14 protein-coding genes are annotated in these 21,609 nt (G+C 64.8%); all 14 read right to left on the reverse strand.

Annotated features, from left to right (window positions below):
- Position 1: 1 nt before the first annotated feature.
- The 14 genes from B7G52_RS04795 to holA all read right to left on the reverse strand — a co-directional run bounded on the left by B7G52_RS04795 (position 2) and on the right by holA (position 21,546).
- Positions 2-1,324: an NnrS family protein gene (locus B7G52_RS04795; RefSeq protein ID WP_096696503.1), complete on the reverse strand. Its 1,323-nt coding sequence runs from the start codon at positions 1,322-1,324 to the stop codon at positions 2-4.
- Positions 1,321-4,884: an LAGLIDADG family homing endonuclease gene (locus B7G52_RS04800; RefSeq protein ID WP_096696504.1), complete on the reverse strand. Its 3,564-nt coding sequence runs from the start codon at positions 4,882-4,884 to the stop codon at positions 1,321-1,323. Before B7G52_RS04800 ends, B7G52_RS04795 begins: the two co-directional genes overlap by 4 nt.
- Entirely contained in the window at positions 4,881-6,149 is a 1,269-nt protein-coding gene (locus tag B7G52_RS04805) for a nitronate monooxygenase family protein (RefSeq protein ID WP_096696505.1), read from the reverse strand. The genes B7G52_RS04800 and B7G52_RS04805 overlap by 4 nt, the downstream gene beginning before the upstream one ends.
- Positions 6,127-6,819, reverse strand: a complete 693-nt coding sequence (locus B7G52_RS04810) for a carbonic anhydrase (protein ID WP_096696506.1) — start codon at positions 6,817-6,819, stop codon at positions 6,127-6,129. Before B7G52_RS04810 ends, B7G52_RS04805 begins: the two co-directional genes overlap by 23 nt.
- Entirely contained in the window at positions 6,816-7,676 is an 861-nt protein-coding gene (locus B7G52_RS04815; RefSeq protein ID WP_096696507.1) for a peptidylprolyl isomerase, read from the reverse strand. Before B7G52_RS04815 ends, B7G52_RS04810 begins: the two co-directional genes overlap by 4 nt.
- Before the next feature lie 34 nt (positions 7,677-7,710).
- A complete protein-coding gene (gene narI, locus B7G52_RS04820) occupies positions 7,711-8,433 on the reverse strand; it encodes a respiratory nitrate reductase subunit gamma (protein WP_096696508.1) in 723 nt (240 codons plus the stop codon).
- The gene (narJ, locus tag B7G52_RS04825; protein WP_096696509.1) at positions 8,430-9,137 is read right to left on the reverse strand and encodes a nitrate reductase molybdenum cofactor assembly chaperone; all 708 of its coding nucleotides are present in this window, start codon (positions 9,135-9,137) and stop codon (positions 8,430-8,432) included. Before narJ ends, narI begins: the two co-directional genes overlap by 4 nt.
- A 3-nt stretch (positions 9,138-9,140) precedes the next feature.
- Entirely contained in the window at positions 9,141-10,673 is a 1,533-nt protein-coding gene (gene narH / locus B7G52_RS04830) for a nitrate reductase subunit beta (RefSeq protein WP_096696510.1), read from the reverse strand.
- Positions 10,670-14,488 carry a nitrate reductase subunit alpha gene (locus tag B7G52_RS04835; protein WP_096696511.1) on the reverse strand — a complete coding sequence of 1,273 codons (3,819 nt, stop codon included), beginning with the start codon at positions 14,486-14,488 and terminating at the stop codon, positions 10,670-10,672. Before B7G52_RS04835 ends, narH begins: the two co-directional genes overlap by 4 nt.
- A 42-nt stretch (positions 14,489-14,530) precedes the next feature.
- Positions 14,531-16,159, reverse strand: coding sequence for an MFS transporter (locus tag B7G52_RS04840; RefSeq protein WP_096696512.1), 1,629 nt, complete (start codon positions 16,157-16,159; stop codon positions 14,531-14,533).
- Between the two features lie 34 nt (positions 16,160-16,193).
- Positions 16,194-17,456, reverse strand: a complete 1,263-nt coding sequence (locus tag B7G52_RS04845; protein ID WP_096696513.1) for a nitrate/nitrite transporter — start codon at positions 17,454-17,456, stop codon at positions 16,194-16,196.
- Positions 17,457-17,616: 160 nt separating this feature from the next.
- Positions 17,617-18,330 (reverse strand): response regulator, encoded by a 714-nt coding sequence (locus B7G52_RS04850; RefSeq protein ID WP_096696514.1) that lies wholly within the window; start codon positions 18,328-18,330, stop codon positions 17,617-17,619.
- Between the two features lie 9 nt (positions 18,331-18,339).
- The gene (locus B7G52_RS04855; RefSeq protein WP_096696515.1) at positions 18,340-20,271 is read right to left on the reverse strand and encodes a type IV pili methyl-accepting chemotaxis transducer N-terminal domain-containing protein; all 1,932 of its coding nucleotides are present in this window, start codon (positions 20,269-20,271) and stop codon (positions 18,340-18,342) included.
- Between the two features lie 162 nt (positions 20,272-20,433).
- Positions 20,434-21,546 carry a DNA polymerase III subunit delta gene (gene holA, locus B7G52_RS04860; RefSeq protein WP_096696516.1) on the reverse strand — a complete coding sequence of 371 codons (1,113 nt, stop codon included), beginning with the start codon at positions 21,544-21,546 and terminating at the stop codon, positions 20,434-20,436.
- Positions 21,547-21,609: the final 63 nt, after the last annotated feature.

A 21,609-nucleotide genomic window follows, 5' to 3' on the forward strand; every position in this document is an offset into this window, starting at 1 on the left:
CTCAACCGGGCCGCGCGTCAGCACGCAGGCGGCCATACCAGTTGCCCAGCCGCACACCCCACACCCCCATGACACCGGCCCACAACAGCGCGGCCGCCAGCAGCAGCCAGCCCGCAAGTGCCGTTTGCGCGGCAGCCACAATGCGCAACAGCGTCGCGGCCTGCAGCAGCCAGAACAGCGTCCAGATCAGGTTGTCGGCCACCAGCGCACGGCCGCTGTGGCCACAGGACACCCGCGTGACCATGGCCAGCATCAGCGACGCCAGGCAGCCCATGGTCAGCGCATGCAGCGACCCGAGGGCCAGCACCGGCGCGTCCTGTCCCAGGCCCAGCCACTGCGAGAGCCCCCCGAGCACCAGCGCCAGGCCGAGCCAGAAAAATCCGATGTGCAGCATGGCCAGCAAACGGTTCTTGAAGCTTTGCACCAGCCCCCAAACGACAGCGAGCCAGAGCAGCACGCCGCCCGCGGCCAGTTCGAAGGCACCGCGTGCCACCTGCCAGACCGTGCCTGCCGTGCCTTGCAGCGGACCGTCCAGCTCGACCCACACGGCTACCACCTCGGCCGCGGCGACGGCCAGCATCAGCCACAACACCCAGAACGGACGCCAGGCGTCGATGCGCGGCAGGGCACTGGACGTGAAAAACGGAATCATGCGGTGCGCCACCGAGACATAGACCACCACCACAAACCCCCACAACCCGGTGAGGATGCAGGCGCGCGCCACGTCGGGCTCGCCCAGCAGCAGGCTGAGCGCCAGACCGGCCAAGCTCAGGCAGCCCACGATGCAGGCCGCGCCTGCCGTGCGCGCATGCACCTGGTCGTCAGCCTGACTGCGCCGGACCAGCCCCCAGAACAACGCCGTCACCCAGGACAGCCCCGCACAGGCCAGCACCAGCCCGGCCAATGCCGTCAGGCCATGCAGGTGCGCGCCGGCCAGGCACAGCAGCCAGCCTGCTGCATGCAGCAGCAGTGGCACGCGAAGCTGCCGGGGCGTCAGAGGCGGCACGCCCAGCCATTTGGGCCCGGCCGTGAAGAGGAAACCCGAGAAGAACAGAGGAATAAAACCAAAGGTCATGACCGCACCATGGGCCAGCGAGGGCGACAGCGCATAGGGCAGGCTCAGCACGGGACTGACGCGGTCAAGCTGCACCAGCGCCCACCAGCTGCCTGCGGCCACCAGCACCACCATGGCCAGAAAAAAACCCAGCCGGTGCGGCGCCAGCAGCAGATGGCTGGCGCGCCAGCGGCGGTCCACGCTGGCCCGCTCGCTGGCCGTGGGTTTGCCCGGCCTCACCCGCAGGGCGATGACCGGGCGCTCACTCATCCGCAAACGCCCAGGTGGCCGCACTGGGTGCAGTAGTCACAACCGTCCTTGCGGATCACCGCGTGGGCGCCACATTCGCTGCACTTCTTGCCCGCCATCACCGGTGGCGCAAGCGCCATGTCGACTTGGGGCTCCACCACGGTTGCGACGCTGGCAACGCCCTGCTGGGCGCGCCGCGCAATGATGTTCTGCACCGCATAGGCAATGGCTGCAACTTCCGAGTCGTGCCACAGCGGCACGCGTGTGCCGTCGGCCTTCTCATAGGTGCCCAGCCGCACCGGGCCACGGTCCCAGGCCACCTTGCGCATGTCGCTGAGCGCACGCTCGAGGAAGCCGCCGCGCGCGGCCAGCGACAGCATGCGCATGCTGGAGGTGATCCACTGCTGCGACTCGCCGCTTTGTCCCACCGGCATGAAAAACTCGATGGCACGTTCAACCGTGCCCTCGCCGCTGGCCGACGGCACCGGCAGGAAAGACACCACGATGTAGAGCGTTTTGTGGCCTTCCTGCGTCCAGTAGTCGACTTTTTCGGCGACGGCCGACAAGGCGCCCTTGGGTCGGCTCTCGATCACCGTGCGCATCGGATCCATGGGCACCGCCGTGGCCGGCGCGGCGGCGGGCGCATGGGTCTCCAGCACCGAGCCCAGAATCGCATTGGGCCGGTAGGTGGCCAGGCCCTTGAGCTTGGCGCGCCAGGCCTGCTGGTACAGGCTCTTGAAATCCTCGTAGGCGTAGTCGACCGGCACGTTGACGGTTTTGGAGATCGCCGTGTCCACAAAGGGCTGCACCGCTTCCATCATGCCAATGTGGCTGTCCGCCGACATCTCGAGCGCCGAAACAAAGTAACCGGGCAGCTTGTCCACGTCGCCGCCGAGTTCGCGGTACAGGCGCCAAGCATGGTCTTCCACCGCGTATTCGGTGGTGCTGCCATCGGACTCGCGTTTCTTGCGCCGGTACATCCACGAAAACGGTGGCTCGATGCCGTTCGACGCGTTGTCGGCAAACGCCAGGCTGACCGTGCCGGTCGGTGCAATCGACAGCAAGTGGCTGTTGCGGATGCCGTTGGCGCGGATGGCCTGTTGCAGGGCAGCCGGCAAACGGCTGGCAAAGGTGCCTGCGGCAAGATACCCGTCGGCGTCGAACTTCGGAAATGCGCCCTTTTCTTTCGCCAGTGCGACCGAGGCGGCGTAAGCCGCATCGCGCATGGCGACAGCAATACGCGCCGCCATCTCGCGCCCCTCGGGCGCGTCGTAACGCAGGCACAACATGGCCAGCGCATTGCCCAGGCCGGTAAAACCGACCCCGATGCGGCGCTTGGCGGCCGACTCGGCCTGCTGCTGCGGCAGCGGCCAGAAGGTCACGTCCAGCACGTTGTCGAGAGCACGCACCTGGGTGGTCACCGACTTGGCGAAAGCCTCGAAATCAAAGTCCGGCACGCCATTGAAGCCAAAGGGATGGCGCACAAAACGCGTGAGGATGATGGGTCCGAGGTCGCAGCAGCCATAGGGCGGCAGGGGTTGCTCGCCGCAGTTGTGCACGTAAAGACCGTTGGCGTCAAAGGCATGGATGTCAGCCACCGTCACATCGAAAACGTCCTCGCAGCCGTCTTCGGTCAGCGACTCGACCGTGGCTGTGAAGCGCTCGCGGTTGAGGCTGCGGTTGTAGCTGCCCAGCGCATGGTCCAGCCGCTCGGCCTTGTCGGTATCGGCAAACCCGATGCGCTCGGCGTAGATACGCAGGTTGTCCCCGCTGATGACCAGCTCATGCTGTGCTGCCGTTTCGTAGAGCTTGAGGCCGCCTCGCCCGTCGGGCAGGGGTCGCTCTTGCGCCAATCGGCGGTTCTGGTAAATCGTTGAGACGATGCCCAGTCGCAGCAACATGCGCTGCGCCGTCTGGAGCAAAGGCAGATCGCTTTGCGACAGGCGCACACTGACGCCTTTTTCCTGCGAACCCTGAACGGAGCCATCGGCATCGAACAGTCCGCGCAACAGGCCCGCTGCGAACGCTGAAGACGTTTTCTCCATCGTAGGCGTGAGGGTCTTGTGGCCCGGCCGCATTCCCATACCATGCGCGAGCTGGCCCAAGGCGGCAGAAGCCATGCGCGCCTCGCCGCGCCCTGCCACCGGACGCTGAAAGCCGCAGAAATCAGCCCGATGGCACAGCGTGGCCGCAGCCGCTTCGGCCGCCTGCACAATGCCACCTGCGCCGGTTTGGGCGTAAGCCACGGCACCATTTCCGACGACCTTCAACTCGGGCGCCCAGACCGAAATCACGGCCTTTTCGCTATTGAGCGTGCCATCGCCGACCAGCAGCCCCAGCAGGTAGCCTTGCGCCTCGGTGCCGACGCCCTCCCAGCCGCCCACCGAACGGTGATCGTTCAGCAAAATCTCATCGCCGGGCCGCAACTGCCCGGCTTCAACCCACTCGGCTTGCAGCGTGTAACGGGTCCTGCACGCCACGCGCCGTACCCGGTGCTCGGCAGTGAGGTGCAAGGCATGTCCTTCGCGTGTTTTCAAAGCCAGCACGGGTTTATAACCCGTGCTGAAAAACCCTTCGCTCTCCACGGCGTACGCCTTGCCATCGACCACCGCACTGAAGGGCCGCCCCACGAGGTCCAACACCTGTGCCGGTCCATCCGTCGTCATCACCCACGTATCGGCCGTGACGCAGGGATTGGTCGCCGCAATCTCTTCGCAGTAACGCAGGTTGTTGTCCTGGTTGATGTGGTCCAGGAACAGGATGCCGGGCTCGGCGAAGTCGTAGGCCGAATGCATCACGGTGTCCCACAACTCGCGCGCGGCCACGGTCTGGTAGACCCACAGGCCGTCGGCACGCTGGAACGCGCCTTGCGCGATCAGCGGGGCACCGGGTTTGGCCTTGTGCACCAGCTCCCAGGGCTGGTCTTCGGCCAGGGCGTGCATGAACGCGTCCGGCATGCCGACCGACACATTGAAGTTGTTCCAGCGCCCGGGCGTGCGCTTGGCGGTGATGAACTCGTGCACATCAGGATGGTCGATGCGCAGCACGCCCATCTGCGCGCCGCGCCGCGCGCCGGCGCTCTCCACGGTGGAGCAGGACTGGTCAAACACATTGATGTAGCTGCACGGACCGGAGGCCATGGACGCTGTCGCCTTGACCTCGGCGCCGCGCGGCCGGATGCGTGAAAAATCGTAACCCACGCCGCCACCGCGCCGCATGGTTTCGGCGGCTTCGCGCAAGGCCTCGTAAATGCCGGGGTAGCCGCCGTCATCGACGCCCTGGATGCAGTCGCCCACGGGCTGCACAAAGCAGTTGATCAGGGTCGCCTGGATGGCCGTGCCGGCCGCGCTCATGATGCGGCCGGCGCCGATGGCGCCAGCGTGCAGGTTCTCGAGGAACAGGGCCTCGTGTTTGGCGCGCTCCGCTTCGGGTTCGACCGAGGCCAGGGCCCGCGCCACGCGCCGGTACAGGTCTTCCACACCCGACTCGCCGGGTTTGAGGTATTTTTCCTTCAGCACGTCGTGGCTGATGGGCTGGGTGGCCGTCATGTCCTGAGGCCGACCGAATTGATCGCGTTTCATGCTTGTGCTCCTGCGAGGGACGCTGCTGGCCGGATTCCGCCGAGCAGCCACTGCATCAATTCTTGCACCGAACGGATCTGGTCGCCAAACGGCAGGCGGGCAGCACCACGGAAGAAAAGGCCTTTGCGCGTGTTGCCGTCAAACGCATGGCCGAGCTGCTGGTCGATGCAGAACTGGCCCATGCTGGCCACGCCATCGCGCAGGCCGCAGTGGGCCAGGCAGTCAAACGACATGTTGCATTTGGCCTTGACATGGGCCGCCGCCTGGAGTTTGGGCTCAAGCCGGATGTATTTGTCCAGCCACGGCGTGCGCACCGCACGCGCCGGCAGGCCGGCCACACTGACGAACTCCACCATGTCTTCCGGCTTGGCTTCGGCCAGCACCTTCTTGAAGGCGGGATCGGCATCACACTCCTGGGTCACGGCAAACGCCGTTCCCAACTGCACCGCCGAAGCGCCCAGGGCCTGCAGGCGCAGGATGTCGTCCCGGCAGTTGATGCCGCCGGCCGCAATCAGCGGAATTTCGCGCTCGATGCCCGCCGTCTTGAAAAATTCCAGCACCTGCGGGATGACCACTTCGAAATCGAAGCGCGAATCATGCAGGTCCGCGACCTTCGCCGCGCCCAGATGACCGCCCGCCAATCCCGGGTGCTCGATCACGATGGCATCGGGCAGGCGGCCCTTTTTTTGCCACTTGCGCACCAGCAATTGCACGCCCCGCGCATCCGACAGGATGGGGATCAGCGCGACCTTGGGATAGTCACGCGCCAGCTCCGGCAAATCCAGCGGCAGGCCGGCGCCGACCACCAGGGCATCGGCACCGCTGGCCAGCGCCTGGCGCACGTAATCTTCGTAGGCGCCGAGCGCCTTCATGATGTTCACGGCTATCAGGCCACGGCCCTGTGCCAGCTGGCGCGCCCGGCGGATTTCGCGGTCCAGCGCCTCGAGATTGGCCGCATTGATCACGGCTTTCGCATCGGGCTCCTTGTCCAGGTGGCCCGTTTTGGCCATCAGGTCCGGATGCAGGCGCCGCAAGTCCACGGAAGACACCGTGCCGACCCCGCCCAGCCGGGCCACCGCGCCGGCCAGGCCACCGGCCGACACACACACCCCCATGCCGCCCTGCACCACCGGAATCAGGTCCTTGCCGCCCAGCCGCCAGGGCCGCAGGCCCGAATCGTGGGCAAGTGTCTGCAGTATCGCGGCGGCCGCCGCCGAATCGACGCTTGCCTTGACGGCCAGGTCAGTCGCTAATGATTTGTCCATCGTGCTCCACATAAGGTTGATACGGGCCAGTGCCACTGTTGGAGGCTATCGCAGCGGGCACAAAACTTCCTTGCCGTACATCAAAGATGTGGATTTCACCGTCCTCAATCACGTAATGCCAGCCATGCAGCGTCAAAACGCCCTTCTCGACCTCGCGCCGCACCATGGGGTAGGCCATCAGGCGCTCGAGCTGCAGCACCACGAGCCGCTGCTCGGTCCGGCGCAGGGCTTCGGGGCTGGCCTGGACCGGCAGCAAGGCCTCGGTGGCCAGCTTGAGCCAGGCCTGCAGGGCAACGGCTTCCTCGGGCACACCTTCATAGGCGGCCCGGATGGCGCCGCAGTGGCTGTGGCCGCAGACAATGATGCGCTCGACATGCAGGCTGAGCACCGCGAACTCGATCGCCGCCATCGTGCCGTGCAAGCCATGCGAGCCGTCGTAAGGGGGAACAAACGCCCCCACATTGCGCACGATGAAGAGTTCGCCCGGGCCGGCACCGGTCAGCAGGTAAGGCACCACACGCGAATCCGAGCAGCCGATGAACAGGGTCTTGGGATGCTGCCCCTGCGCCACCAGGTCCTGGAAGCGCTGCTGGTGCAGCGGGAAATAATCGGAATGGAAACGCCGCAAGCGAAGCAGCAACTCGTCCGCGCTTGCGACGTCTTCGGTCATTGGACCAGCGGCGAATCAGCCCCTTCCAGGGCAATGCCTTCGACCTCCGCCTCCCCCACCAGCAGGCTCATGTACTGGTGCAGGGCCCGGGCGCGCGACTGCATGGTCAACAGGGCCGCAATGCGCTCGCGCACTTCCTCATAGGCGGGCTGGGTGCCGCTGCGGCGCTCAAGCACATCGATGATGTGAAAACCGAAACGCGTGTGGAACAGGCGCGGATGCACGCCGGTGCCGGTTTGCGCATGCTGGAGGTGAAACAGCTCCGTCGCCAGTTCGGGCGCGCAGTCGTCCGGCGTTATCCAGCCGAGGTCGCCGCCCTGGGCGCTGCTCGGGCAGTTGGACAGTTCGGCGGCCAACTGGGCAAACCGCTCTGGGGACACCCCCTTGTGCGACAGCTCCAGCAAGGCGCGTTCGGCATGCACGGTGAGTGCCTGGACGTTGACACCGGGCGTGACGGCAAACAGGATGTGCCGCACGTGCAGCGCCTGGCCCACCAGAAACTGTGCCTTGTGGGCCTCGTAATAGCGCCGGCCTTCGGCGTCGCTCGGCTGGGGGCTGACCACCTGCCGGTCCACCATGGCCTCGATGATCTCGCGTTCGGCCTGGCCCAGTTCCGGGGTGGTCAAGCCAGTGTGGCGCGGCAGCAGGCCTTGCGACACCGCCTGCTGGCGCAGCAGTTCGGTGTAGGCCAGTTCGCGCAGCGTGGCCGTGTCCGGACGCTGCCCGGGTGCATGCAGGGCGATGCCATTGACGAAGGCCGTGGGCTGAACTGGCTCGGCGGCTGCAGGGCCGCACTGGCAGGAACCACTGCCGCAGCCCTGGGCGGCGGCGGGTGAAGAAAGCGTCTGGGTGGTCATGGAGGGAGCCTCGTTTCTTGCAGTGCTTAACGGGTTAACGGCCGCCGGGCGACTTCGCCCCGGGGACGCCAAGGCGGCGGCTGCGCACGACCTGGTAGGGACGGAACAGGTAAGCGACCGATCCGAAGCCGCTCCACACATGAACCAGGCGGCTGAAGGGGAACAGCAGGAAGATGGTCATCCCGAACACGATGTGAAAACGGTAGGGCCAGGGCAGGACGGCCAGCGCTGCAGAGTCCACCTCGCGCAGGGTCAGAATGCGCTGCGCCCATTCGGCCAGGATCAGCATCACGCTGCCGTCGGCGTGTCCCCACGAATATGGCAAGGTGATCAGGCCCACCACCAGCTGGACCCACAGGATCAGCAGGATCGCGAGATCGGTCTTGTGGCTGGTGTAGCGGATGCGCGGGTCAAACATGCGCCGGTAAATCAGCATCGACAGGCCGATGAAACAGATGAAGCCGGCAATGCCGCCCGCGTAAATCGCCATGCGCTGCTTGGTCGCGGCGTCCATGAAAAAACCATACACCGCGTGGGGTGTCAGCAGGCCGACCAGATGGCCGAAGAACAGGAACAGGATGCCCACGTGGAACAGGTTGCTGCCCCAGCGCAGCAGCCCGGTGCGCAGCAGCTGCGAGGAGTCGCTTTTCCAGGTGTACTGGTCGCGGTCGAAGCGGATCAGGCTGCCGAGCAAAAACACGGTCAGGCAGATGTAGGGATAAACACCAAAAAGAAATCCGTGAAGTCCGGGGCTCATGCTTGTACTCCTTGGGTGGGCCGTGCCTTGCGCACGTGAGGCACGATGTGGATGGGTTGCGGCTGGTCCGGCCTGGCCTGGCCCTTGGACGAGCAGCCATCAAAGACGACCGGCTCTTCCCAGACCGCGTCGATAGCTTCTTCCGCCGCGATCTGCACCGGCTGGGCCTTCTCCCCGGCCAGCTCCAGCAAGGCACCCAGCACGGAGGCGTAGGCACTTTCGCGCTGCTGCAGCGCCGCGAAAATCGCATTGAAGATATGCGCCATCTCGGCCAGAAACTCGCGCGCCTCGCGCGGCGGCTGGGTCGAGGTGAATTCGAGCACCACCGGCAGGAAGTCCGGCATCTCGCCTTCCGCCAGATACATGCCGGCCTTCTCGTAGGTCTGCGCCAGGTCAATCATGGCCGGCCCGCGATCGCGCGAGTCACCGTGTACATGTTCGAACAGGTGCAGCGAGGTGGCGCGGCCCCGGTCGAACAACTCGACATAAGCCGCCTCGGTCTCGAGCGCCGGGGCAAGCGCGAGCGCCTCGATCAGGGCATCCAGCTCGGCCAGCCGCAGCGGCTCCAGCGCACGCTCTTCGTGCAGTGCCTCGCGCAGCGCGCCCAGATGGCTGCGCAGCTCGGCATCGGGATAAGCAAGCAGCCGGGCCAGCACACGCAGGCTCTTCGAAGCCACAGCGGGGGTGTTGTTGAAAAGTGTCATGGTTCAGACCTCCACCTTGATGGGAATAGTGCGTTTCTTGTTGCCGCCGAACAGGCTGACGTCGCTGGCGCCGTCGGAGCAACCATTGCCGAAGGTAAAGCCGCAGCCGCCGCGCATGTCGAATGCGTTCTCGGCGTATTCGCGGTGGGTGCTCGGGATCACGAAGCGGTCTTCGTAGTTGGCAATCGCCATGATGTGGTACATCTCCTCGACCTCGGCCACAGTGAGCCCGGCTTGCTCCAGCACGGCCAGGTTCTGCACCTGGTCCACATGTTTGCTGCGCTGGTAGGACCGCATCGCCAGCATGCGTTGCAGTGAACGGATCACCGGTGCCGTGTCGCCCGCGGTCAGCAGGTTGGCCAGGTACTGCACGGGAATGCGCATCTGCGCGATGTCGGGCAGCTCGCCGTTGATGCCGATCTGGCCGGCGTTGGCCGCCGAGGTGATCGGCGACAGCGGCGGGACGTACCAGACCATGGGCAAGGTGCGGTACTCGGGGTGCAGCGGCAGTGCCACCTTCCATTCCACCGCCATCTTGTAAACCGGGCTGCGGCGGGCGCCTTCCAGCCAGGCGTCGGGAATGCCGTCCTTGCGCGCCTGTTCAATCACTTTCGGATCGTTCGGGTCCAGGAAGATGTCGAGTTGTGCCTGGTACAGGTCCTTGTCGTCTTCCACGCTGGCCGCTTCCTGGATGCGGTCGGCGTCATACAGCACCACACCGAGGTAACGGATGCGGCCCACGCAGGTTTCGCTGCAGACGGTGGGCTGGCCGGCTTCAATGCGCGGATAGCAGAAGGTACATTTCTCGGCCTTGCCGCTTTTCCAGTTGTAATAAATCTTCTTGTACGGGCAGCCCGAGACACACATGCGCCAGCCGCGGCACTTGTCCTGGTCGATCAGCACGATGCCGTCTTCCTCGCGCTTGTAGATCGAGCCCGAAGGGCAGGACGCCACACAGGCCGGGTTCAGGCAATGCTCGCACAGGCGCGGCAAATACATCATGAAGGTGTTTTCGAACTGGCCCACCATGTCTTTCTGGACCTGATCGAAGTTCGCCAGGTTGGCGTCCTTGCTGCGCTTGGAAAATTCGCCGCCGAGGATCTCTTCCCAGTTCGGACCCCACTCGATTTTTTCCATGCGCTTGCCGGTGATCAGGCTGCGCGGCCGCGCCGTTGGCGTGGCCTGCATCTCTGGCGCCGACTGCAGATGGTCGTAGTCGAAGGTGAAGGGCTCGTAGTAGTCATCGATCTGCGGCATGTTCGGGTTGGAGAAGATGCGCATCAGCAGCTTCCACTTGCCCCCCTGGCGCGGCTCGATGGAACCGTCGGCCTTGCGTACCCAGCCGCCGTTCCATTTGTCCTGGTTTTCCCACTCCTTGGGGTAACCGATGCCGGGCTTGGTTTCGACGTTGTTGAACCAGGCGTATTCCATGCCGGGACGGCTGGTCCAGACGTTTTTGCAGGTGACCGAACAGGTGTGGCAACCAATGCACTTGTCCAGGTTCAGCACCATGCCGATTTGCGCGCGTACCTTCATGCTGCCTCTCCCATTTGTTGCACGGCGAATGCTCGCTCGTCGTCGCGCGGCGTGTCCAGCCAGTCCACCTTGTCCATCTTGCGCACCACGACGAATTCGTCGCGGTTGGTGCCTATAGTTCCGTAGTAGTTGAAGCCGTAGGAAAGCTGCGCGTAGCCGCCAATCATGTGCGTCGGCTTGAGCACGATGCGCGTGACCGAGTTGTGGATGCCGCCGCGCTGGCCAGTGATCTCCGAACCCGGGGTGTTGACGATTTTTTCCTGCGCGTGGTACATCATCACCATGCCGGGCTTGACGCGCTGGCTGACGACAGCCCGCGCGGCAATCGCGCCGTTGACGTTGTAGGCCTCGATCCAGTCGTTGTCTTCCACGCCGATGAGCTTGGCGTCATCTTCACTGAGCCAGATGATGGGCCCGCCCCGGCTCAGCGTCAGCATCAACAGGTTGTCGGTGTACGTCGAGTGGATGCCCCACTTCTGGTGCGGCGTGATGAAGTTCAGCAATATCTCGGTGTTGCCATTGGTACGAATACCGTGCACCCCGGCGGTGGCCTTCAGGTTCACCGGCGGCCGGTAGCTGGCCAGGCCCTCGCCGAAAGCCAGCATCCACGGGTGGTCCTGGTAGAACTGCTGGCGGCCCGTGAGGGTGCGCCATGGGATCAGTTCATGCACATTGGTGTAGCCGGCGTTGTACGACACGGTTTCCGATTCGATGCCGCTCCAGGTCGGCGAGCTGATGATCTTGCGCGGTTGCGCCTGGATGTCGCGGAAGCGGATTTTCTCGTCCTCGCGGTGCAGCGCCAGATGGGTGTGCTCACGGCCGGTCTGCTTACCCAGTGCCGCCCAGGCCTTGACCGCCACGTGGCCGTTGGTTTCGGGTGCGAGTTGCAGCACCATTTCGCAGGCGTCGATGTCGCTGTTGATGCGCGGCATGCCCTGGGTCACGCCGGGCTCGGTCACCAGGCCGTTGAGTTCGCCGAGCTGCCGCACTTCGGTTTCGGTGTTCCAGGCAATGCCCTTGCCGCCGTTGCCCACCTTGTTGAGCAGGGGGCCGACGGCCGTGAAACGTTTGTAGACGTTGGGATAGTCGCGTTCGACCACCTGCATCTGGGGCGCCGTCTTGCCGGGCACCAGTTCGCACTCGCCACGTTTCCAGTCCTTGACGTCAAACGGCTGGGCCAGCTCGCCCGGCGAGTCGTGCATCACCGGGGTGAGCACCATTTCCTTCTCGACACCAAGATGGCCTTCGCACAGCTCGCTGAATTTTTTCGCGAAGCCCTTGTAGATTTCCCAGTCGCTTTTCGATTGCCACACCGGGTCCACCGCGGTCGACAGCGGATGGATGAAGGGGTGCATGTCGCTGGTGTTGAGGTCGTTCTTTTCGTACCAGGTTGCGGTCGGCAGCACGATGTCGGAGTACAGGCAGGTCGTGCTCATGCGGAAGTCAAGCGTGACCAGCAGGTCCAGCTTGCCCTCGGGCGCCTTGTCGTGCCAGACCACTTCCTCGGGCTTGCCTTCTTCGGCGCCGAGGTCTTTGCCCTGAACACCGTTGTCTGTACCCAGCAGATGCTTGAGGAAGTACTCATGGCCCTTGCCCGACGAACCGATGATGTTGGAGCGCCAGACAAACATGTTGCGCGGCCAGTTGTCGGGATGGTCCGGATCCTCACAGCTCATCTTGAGCGAGCCATCCTTGAGCGACTTGACGACATAGTCCTTGGCATCCAGGCCCGCGGCCTGCGCATCCTTGACCACCTGCATGGGGTTGGTCTGCAATTGCGGCGCGCTCGGCAACCAGCCCATGCGCTCGGCGCGCACGTTGTAGTCGATCATGCTGCCGCCGTAGAGCTTCTTGTCTGCGAGTGGAGACAGCACCTCGTCCACGCCAAGCTTCTCGTAACGCCACTGGTCGGTGTGCGCATAAAAGAAGCTGGTCGAATTCATCTGCCGGGGTGGGCGGATCCAGTCGAGCGCGAAGGCCAGCGGCGTCCAGCCGGTCTGCGGCCGCAGCTTTTCCTGGCCCACGTAGTGCGCCCAGCCGCCACCGCTCTTGCCGATGCATCCGCACATCATCAGCATGTTGATGACGCTGCGGTAATTCATGTCACTGTGGTACCAGTGGTTCATGCCGGCGCCGATGATGACCATGGACCGGCCCTCGGTCTTCTCGGCATTGTCGGCAAACTGGCGCGCAACGGCGATCACCTGGTCGCGCGGCACACCAGTGATCTGCTCCTGCCAGGCCGGGGTGTAGGGGGTGTTGTCGTCAAAGTCGGCGGCAGCCAGTTCACCGGGCAAGCCGCGGGGAATGCCGTACTGCGCGACCTGCAGGTCGAACACCGTCGCCACCAGGGCCGAGCGCTCCTCACCGGCCTTGCCGAGTGAAATGCGCTGCACCGGTACCGTACGCACCAGAACATCACCTTGCTCGTTGTTCTGGAAATGGTCATGGTGGATGCCGCCGAAGTACGGAAAGCCGACCTTGGCGCTGTCGGCGCTGGGTGCCTCACCCTCCATCACCGACAGCTTGAGCGTGACCTCGTCACCCTGGCGCGCCTCCTTGGACTCCAGGTTCCACTGCCCGGCGTCGGCACGGCCATCCGGGCCCCAGCGAAAGCCGATGGCACCGTGCGGCAGCACGACCTTGCCCTGCGCGTCGAAGGCCACGGTTTTCCACTCGGGGTTGTTCGCCTGGCCCAGCTTGCCGTTGAAGTCGGATGCACGCACATAACGGTCCGGCACCAGGACGGTCTCGCCATTTTCCAGCTGGTGCTCCTTGAGCATCACCAGCATGGGCAGGTCGGTGTAGCGGCGTGCATAGTCGTCGAAATAGGCCGAACGCGGCTTGCCGTTGCCGCCGAAATAGAAGTCCTTCAGGATCACATGCCCCATGGCCATGGCGACCGCAGCGTCGGTGCCCTGCTTGGGGTGCAGCCACAGGTCGGAGAGTTTGGCGACCTCGGAATAGTCGGGCGTGATCGCCACGGTCTTGGTGCCCTTGTAACGGACTTCGGTGAAGAAGTGCGCATCGGGGGTGCGCGTCTGCGGCACGTTGGAGCCCCAGGCAATGATGAAACCCGAGTTGTACCAGTCGGCCGACTCCGGCACGTCGGTCTGCTCACCCCAGACCTGCGGACTCGACGGAGGCAGGTCGCAATACCAGTCGTAAAAACTCATGCACACGCCGCCTATCAGCGACAGGTAGCGCGAACCGGAGGCGTAGCTGACCATGGACATCGCCGGGATCGGCGAGAAACCGATGATGCGGTCGGCGCCGTGCTTCTTGATCGTGTGGACATTGGAGGCCGCAATGATTTCGTTGACCTCGTCCCAGCTGGAACGCACAAAACCGCCGAGGCCGCGCACGCTCTGGTAGTCGCGCCGCTTGGCGTCGTCCTGCACCACGGCCGCCCAGGCCTCCACCGGCGGCAGCGTCAAGCGCGCTTCGCGCCAGTGCTTGAGCAGGCGCGCACGCACCATGGGGTACTTGACGCGGTTGGCGCTGTACAGGTACCAGCTGTAGCTGGCGCCGCGCGAGCAGCCGCGCGGCTCGTGGTTGGGCATGTCCCAGCGCGTGCGCGGGTAGTCGGTCTGCTGGGTTTCCCAGGTGACAATGCCGCCCTTGACATAAATCTTCCACGAGCATGATCCGGTGCAGTTCACGCCATGGGTGCTGCGCACAATCTTGTCGTGTGCCCAGCGGTTGCGGTAGGCGTCTTCCCAGGTCCGGTCTTCGGCGGTGGTGACGCCGTGCTCCCCGGAGAACGACTCCCTGGGGTTGGAAAAGTGGCTCAGTCGATCAAGAAAATGACTCATTTGATTCTCCGGTAAAGCGGTAAAAGCGGGCCCAGCGGTGGCTCAGGGGTTTTTGATTTCGGCGCCGCGGCGCAGGTAAAACCACCAGTTCAGCACCAGGCACAGGGCGTAGAAGATGGCAAAGCCGTACATGGCGTTTTCCGGCGTGCCGGCCTTGATCTGCGCACCGATGACCACCGGGGCGATGAAGGCGCCGTAGGCGGCAATGGCCGAGGTCCAGCCCAGCACCGGGCCGGCCTGCTGGCGGTCGAAGATGACGCCAATCGTGCGGAAGGTGGAGCCGTTGCCGATGCCGCTGGCCGCAAACAGCAAGACGAACAGCACCATGAAGACCAGGAAGTACTGCTCGGGCGTGGCCGACTTGTAGGCCAGCAGCATGACGTAACCCACGGCCACGGAGGCCACCACCATGACGGCAGAGATGATCTGCGTCACGATGGAGCCGCCAACCTTGTCCGAGACCCAGCCGCCCACGGGCCGGATCAGCGCGCCGACAAAGGGGCCGATCCAGGCAAAGGTCAGCGCCGACGGTGCGTTCGGGTTCTTCAGCGTGTGCTGCATGACGCCGGCGGCGTCGGGCACATGGCTGATGCCGAAGATCACCGTGATCGCCAGCGGCAGGGCCATCGAAAAACCGATGAAGGAACCGAAGGTCACGATGTAGAGCAGGGTCAGCGACCAGGTGTGCTTGTTGCTGAAAATGGAGAACTGTTTGGCAATGGCTTCCTTCATCGGACCGAAGGCCGTCACCTTGAGCACCATCAGGGTGCTGACCACGATCAGCGGCATGGCGATCCACATGTTGAGCAGGCCCAGCCCGGTGGGCTTGGGCAGGTAGAGATAGAGCCCGACACCGGCCGGCACAAAGGACAGGGTGTAGAGCCAGATGATCTTCAAGAAGGCCGGGATCGTGCCGCCGATGGCGGGCGAGACGGTGGTCAGGTTGTTCATGCCGAAGAAGCAGATGACCGACAGCGGCACCAGCGACAGCAGCCAGGCGAAGCCGGCGTTCTGGATCCAGGTGGGTGTTCCGGCCGTGATTTTTCCGAGGATCCAGCCGCTGTCCTTGACCAGCGTCATCGATTCGCCACCGAAACTGCCGAAGAGGCCGACGGTCATCACCAGAGGAATCACGACTTGCATGGCAGTGACGCCGAAGTTGCCCAGGCCTGCATTGAGGCCGAGCGCTGTGCCCTGCAGCCGCTTGGGAAAGAAGGTGCTGATGTTGGACATCGAACTGGCGAAGTTGCCGCCCCCCACGCCCGACCACAGCGCCATCAGCTGGAAGGACCACAGTGGCCACTCGGGGTGTTGCAGCACGATGCCGGTGCCGATGGCCGGCGCCAGCAGCATGGACGTCGTCAGGAAGATGGTGTTGCGCCCGCCGGCCAGCCGGATCAGGAAGGAGGCCGGAATGCGCATGGTGGCGCCGGCCAGGCCCGCAATGGCCGTCAGCGTGAAGAGTTCGGCCTGGGTAAACGGGAAACCCAGGTTGAGCATCTGGACGGTGATGATGCCCCACATGCCCCAGACGGCAAAGCCGCACAGCAGGCTGGGCACGGAGATCCAGAGGTTGCGGTAGGCAATGCGCTTGCCGGTGCTCTCCCAGAACTGCTCGTCCTCGGGACGCCAGTCGGTGATGTCAACGCTGGAACTGGTTTTGGTATTCATGGTGCTTCCTCGAAAAAGGGGTCTGTTTCAGGTTTCATGCCTGTGCGCCGGACGCGTTCTTGCCCATGACTTCGGTGCGGCGCACCTCGGTCCAGTACATCCAGATCAGCGAGACCCAGACGACGCCGTACATGAACATGAAGGCGCTGGAGCGGATGCCGGTCAGGTCCATCAGGCCGCCGAAGATGATGGGCAGCACAAAACCGCCCAGGCCGCCGGCCAGCCCGACAATGCCGCTGATCGCGCCGATGTTGGCGCCGTAGTCGTCGCTGATGTATTTGAAGACGCTGGCCTTGCCGAAGGCCCAGGCGATGCCCAGGATGAACATCAGCGCGGTGAAGGTGTAGACGTTCAGGCCGATGTGGAAGGTCGCGGGCCCGTTGACCGTGAGAATGGTGAAGTCGGTCTGCGGGTAGGACAGCAGGAACAGGCAGACCCAACTCACCCACATCACCCACCAAGTCACGCTGTGTGCGCCGTATTTGTCGGACAGGATGCCGCCAAAGGCGCGCAGCACGCCACCGGGCAGCGAGAAACACGCCGCCAGCAGCGCTGCCACGCGAATGTCGAGGCCAAATTCGCCCACGTAGTACTGCACCATCCAGAGGGACAGGGCCACATAGCCGCCGAACACAATGCTGTAGTACTGGCAGTACTTGAGGACTTTCGGGTCCTTCAAGGCCTTGAGCTGGTCGCTGAACTTGACGTGGCTGGGCACCAGGTGCGACGGGTCGCTGTAGCTGAACAGCCAGAACAGCACCAGCGCAGCCAGCATGATGACCGCATACACCTGCGGCACCATGGCCCAGCCAAAGGCCACCAGCAACACCGGCGCCACAAACTTGTTGACGGCGGCACCCGAGTTGCCGGCGCCGTACACACCCATCGCCATGCCCTGACGATTTTTCGGGAACCAGCGCGCCACATAGGGCGTGCCCACCGAGAAGGAGCCACCGGCCAGGCCGACAAACAGGCCGATCACCAGGAAGTGCCAGTAGGCCGTGGCGTAACTCATGAGCCAGATCGCGGGCACGGTGATGGCCATCAGGATCGCCATGACGATGCGGCCGCCGTAGCGGTCGGTCCAGATGCCCAGCGGGACGCGGATCAGGGAGCCCGTCAGCACCGGCGTGGCCGCGAGCAGGCCGAACTCGGTGGCATTGAGGTTGAGCATCTTCTTGATCGGGATGCCGATCACGCCGAACATCATCCAGACCATGAAGCAGACGGTGAACGCCAGCGTGCTGACAATCAGCACCGACCATGCTTTTCTTGAATTGCCCAGTTCAGAGGCCATGTTGTTTCTCCAGACACATGGCATGACTGTCGGCCTTTTCCGCCCCCTTGAATATCCTCCTTTGGAACGTGGTGAAGAGGCCGGAAAAGCAATGGCGGCCCGCGCCGCCATCGTTCTGAAGAACTAGGGCCGGGTCAAGCTGCCCCGGGCTTGATCTTTGTCAACCGAGCTCCCGGCCAGCCGCGTATACAGCCGCTTGCACCCGCGAACTGAGCTGCAGCTTGCGCAGGATGTGCTGGACGTGAATCTTCACCGTCGTCTCCGCGATGTCGAGCTTGCGGGCAATCACCTTGTTGCTGTCGCCGCACGCGATCAGCGCCAGCACCTCGCGCTCGCGCGCCGACAGCAGCGCGATGGCCGAAGCCTCCTGCAGGCCCGGCACCGGGAGCTCCCCGTTACGGCCGCCATTCACCGCAGCGACCTCGCCATTGGCGGTCGGCGGGGCCTTGGACCGAAAAGCAGCCACCAGCTTGGTCATCATTTCGGGGCTGACCACCGACTCCCCGTCCAGCACCTTGATGATGGATTCCGACAGGCGATCGAGTTCCACGGTTTTCAGCAGGTAGCCGTCGGCGCCGGCCTGCAGCGCGGCAGACAGGTCGTCCTCGTTCTCGCTCACCGTCAGCATCAGGATGCGGGTGCCGGGCGCCGCGTCCTTGAGCGTCGCGATGCCGTCCACGCCCAGCACACCAGGCAGGTGGTTGTCCAGCAGGATCAGGTCCGGCTTGCTGCGTTCCACGCAGCGCAACGCCTCGCCGATGTCGCCGGCCTCGCCCGCCACATGGAAACGTCCGTCCTGCGAGAGCAGCGCAACGAGACCGCGGCGAAACAGGGTGTGGTCGTCAACCACCAGCAGGGCAATGGGCATCGTCATGTCTTGTCCTCAGTCGCCGCCCGCGCCAGCCACCAGGGCCGCGACGGCCGGGGTCTTGGCCGCGACGCCGCTACCGACCACCGGGTGCGGCGGCAGCGTCAGTGTCACGGTGGTTCCCTGGCCCGCCCTGGAAACGATCTCGACCTCGGCGCCTATGCGCCCGGCCCGCTCGCGCATGATGGTGAGGCCGACATGGGACTGTCCGGGGTGCTTGTCGGTGTCGAAGCCGGCGCCGTTGTCGCGCACCACAAAACGCCAGCGCGCGCCCTTGTTCACGTCGAGGCCGACCTGCGTGGCGCTGGCATGCTTTCGTATGTTGGACAGGGCTTCCTGGAGCACATGCAGCACCTGCACCTGCACGTCGGAAGGCAGGGGCAGGCCCTGCCCCTGCACCTGCAACTGGGCTGGCAAACCCGTCTGGCTCTGGAACTTCTGCAGGGTTTCCTGCAGGGCCTGCTCGATGTCATCGGTGTTGGTGCGCGTGCGGAAATGCACCAGCAACTCCCGGACATCGCTGATGCTTTCGCGCAGGCCGACGTCCAGCTCGTCCAGCGCACCCTGCACCTGGGGCGCCTGCTCCTTCTGCACGGCTGTCCGCAGCAGCTGCACCTGGATCTTGAGAAAGGCCAGGGATTGCGCAATCGAATCATGCAGGTTGCGCGCCAGCAACGCACGCTCCTCCGCCACCGCCGCCTCCCGGTCCAGGGCGTCGGCGCGCAAACCTTCCAGCGAACTGGCCAGGTGGCTGGCCAACGCATCCAGCAGTTCGATCTCATCGGCACTCAGCAGGACGGGCGTGCGAAAGAACAGGTTGAACTCGCCGAGCAGGCGCTGCTGCAGGCGTATCGGCACCGTGACGACGCTTTCGTAGCCGACCTTGGCGCAGTGGCGCACCGGCGCTTCGTCGTGGCTGAGGATGGGAATCACGCGGGTGCGCGCGTCCGGCCGCAGGTTGCCGCAGGCGCAGGCGCCGGCCAGCAGGCTGCGCTCTTCCTCCACCAGCTCCTGCGGGAAACAGTCGGAAGCCAGCATCAGGTAGCGCTGGTTGGCATCATCGGACCAGCGGACAACGGCGGCGTCGGCCTTCATCACGGCGCGCACGCGCTGGGCAAAGCCGCGTGCCAGCTCGTCAATGCTGCCGGCCTGGGCCAGAAAGGCGCTGACCTTGTACAGCGCCTCCAGCCGCGCGCGTTGCGCCTCGATGCGCCGCGTCTTGGCCTCGACCTTGGCTTCCAGCCCCTCATACAGCGACTGCAGGGTGATGGCCATATGGTTGAAACCGGCCGCCACCTGGCCGAACTCGTCCACGGTATCGACCTCGATGCGTGTCCTGAAATCGCCGGACTCCAGCTTGCGCAAGCCCTGCCGGAGCTGTGCCAGGGGGTTGATCACATACATGTAGCCGGTGAAAAGCATGATGACTGCCCCGCCAATGGCCAGCGCCAGCATCAGGAACTGGAACAGGTTCAGGATGGCGGTCAGCCGGGACAGGTGCTGCTCGATCACCAGCACCAGCCGGTCACTGGCGTCCACAAACGCGCCCCCGGCCTTCAGCAGCTCCTGCGCCGCCGGCGCCGGCTCGGCCAGCCATAGCGCCCGCTGGGTGCGCCACAGCGACTCGACATCATTGAAACGCGCCCGCACCTGATCGTCCCAGGGCACAAACAGCGGCCGGGAGGCGTCGCCCTCGCGCAGCAGGGCCAGGCTCTCGTCGAACCGGGCTACCAGCGCCTGCAGTTCGGCGCGTTCCACGCCGGCCTGCACGGCGCTGGCCAGGCGCCAGGTCTGCATGCGCATGCGCCCGGCTTCGTTGACGGCCGCGGCGCCGCCTTCGATCTGCCAGGTCACCCACAGGGTCAGCCCGATGGAGACCAGGGCCACCACCAGCAGGCTGGCCCCGATGCGCATGAGCTTTTTGGAGAGCGAGGCGGTGTGCTGCATGCGCTAGTAGGCTGAATCAGTGAAATCGCTGGCAAGCGGCTGCCCAGCGGTGTGCCAGGCAAGGCGCAAAGCACAGACGGGCCCGCAGGCCCGGCGCGCATTTGCAACGCCGCATGGTGCGACGAGGGGCGGTCGAGTGACAGTGAATTTCATGGATTCAGCCTACCCGGGCCTGTTCACAGTCTGGCGTGCGCCGCGGGCGGTGGCTGTGGGCGCCGTGCAGGCGCCGCACACCATGCCGGCCAGGCGCTGCAGCGCCTGCCAGCCGTCGGCCGGCCAGTCGGGCTGCTTCAGGCCTTTGACGATGCCGTCGACCTTGTGGGCGGCATGCAGCAAATTGGCCAGCGTGGTGTCGCCCATGTGGGGCAACACCCGCTCGAACAGTTTTTCCTTGACGCCCCAGACGCGGTTTTCGCGCAGGGCCATCGGCATGGGCCGGCCCGTGCCCAGCGCGTCCTTGACCCGCTTCATGCTGCGGATGTCCTCGCTCAGGGCCCAGTGCACCAGCACCTCGGATTCGCCCTCGGACTGCAGGCCGTCGAGCATGCGCTGGACGCGCAGCGCCTGGCCGCCGAGCACCGCTTCGGACAACTTGAACACGTCGTACCGCGCGACATTGAGCACGGCGTTTTCGACCTGGTCGAAACCCAGTTCTGCCGACGCCTCCCCGCCGGGGGGATACAGCAGGCCCAGCTTCTGGATCTCCTGGTGCGCAGCCAGCAGGTTGCCTTCCACCCGGTCGGCAAAAAACTGCAGTGTGCGCTGGCCCTCCTCGCCTTGCGCCACGCGCTGGCCCTGCTGCTGCAGGCGCTGCGCGATCCACTGCGGCAGGTTGCGGCGGTCAATCGGGTCGAACTTGACCGTGGTGCCAAAACTTTCCAGCGCGCCAAACCACGCACCCTTGGTCGTCATGCTGTCCAGGCGGGGCAGCAGCACCAGGGTCAGCGTGCTGTCGTCGCCCTGCGCGCGTTCGGCAATCTGCTGCAGCGCGACCGAGCCGTCCTTGCCGGGCTTGCCGCTGGGGATGCGGATCTCCACGATCTGTTTGTCGGCAAACAGGCTCAACGAGCCGCCGCTGGCCAACACCTCGCTCCAGTCGAAATGGGCACCGGCCACCGTGTGCACCGTGCGCTCGGTGTAACCCTGGGCCCGCGCGGCTGCGCGCAGCGCGTCAGCGAACTCCTGCACCAGCAGCGGCTCGTCGCCGTGCAGGGTGTACAGGCTTTTGAGCCCGCGCTTGAGGTGGTCGGAAAGTTGGGCGGGCGCCAGGTTCATGGTGACCCAAGTTTAGCGGCTGGGGGTTTTGCATCAAGTCCTCCTGGCCTGGCAGACGCGGCT

Source organism: Polaromonas sp. AER18D-145 (assembly GCF_002379095.1).
Taxonomy (GTDB): domain Bacteria; phylum Pseudomonadota; class Gammaproteobacteria; order Burkholderiales; family Burkholderiaceae_C; genus Polaromonas.

Bases quoted from the DNA above. Each gene is read 5' to 3' on its own strand.
- B7G52_RS04795 (WP_096696503.1), bottom strand. From the start codon at position 1,324: ATGAGTGAGCGCCCGGTCATCGCCCTGCGGGTGAGGCCGGGCAAACCC.
- B7G52_RS04800 (WP_096696504.1), bottom strand. From the start codon at position 4,884: ATGAAACGCGATCAATTCGGTCGGCCTCAGGACATGACGGCCACCCAG.
- B7G52_RS04805 (WP_096696505.1), bottom strand. From the start codon at position 6,149: ATGGACAAATCATTAGCGACTGACCTGGCCGTCAAGGCAAGCGTCGAT.
- B7G52_RS04810 (WP_096696506.1), bottom strand. From the start codon at position 6,819: ATGACCGAAGACGTCGCAAGCGCGGACGAGTTGCTGCTTCGCTTGCGG.
- B7G52_RS04815 (WP_096696507.1), bottom strand. From the start codon at position 7,676: ATGACCACCCAGACGCTTTCTTCACCCGCCGCCGCCCAGGGCTGCGGC.
- narI (WP_096696508.1), bottom strand. From the start codon at position 8,433: ATGAGCCCCGGACTTCACGGATTTCTTTTTGGTGTTTATCCCTACATC.
- narJ (WP_096696509.1), bottom strand. From the start codon at position 9,137: ATGACACTTTTCAACAACACCCCCGCTGTGGCTTCGAAGAGCCTGCGT.
- narH (WP_096696510.1), bottom strand. From the start codon at position 10,673: ATGAAGGTACGCGCGCAAATCGGCATGGTGCTGAACCTGGACAAGTGC.
- B7G52_RS04835 (WP_096696511.1), bottom strand. From the start codon at position 14,488: ATGAGTCATTTTCTTGATCGACTGAGCCACTTTTCCAACCCCAGGGAG.
- B7G52_RS04840 (WP_096696512.1), bottom strand. From the start codon at position 16,159: ATGAATACCAAAACCAGTTCCAGCGTTGACATCACCGACTGGCGTCCC.
- B7G52_RS04845 (WP_096696513.1), bottom strand. From the start codon at position 17,456: ATGGCCTCTGAACTGGGCAATTCAAGAAAAGCATGGTCGGTGCTGATT.
- B7G52_RS04850 (WP_096696514.1), bottom strand. From the start codon at position 18,330: ATGACGATGCCCATTGCCCTGCTGGTGGTTGACGACCACACCCTGTTT.
- B7G52_RS04855 (WP_096696515.1), bottom strand. From the start codon at position 20,271: ATGCAGCACACCGCCTCGCTCTCCAAAAAGCTCATGCGCATCGGGGCC.
- holA (WP_096696516.1), bottom strand. From the start codon at position 21,546: ATGAACCTGGCGCCCGCCCAACTTTCCGACCACCTCAAGCGCGGGCTC.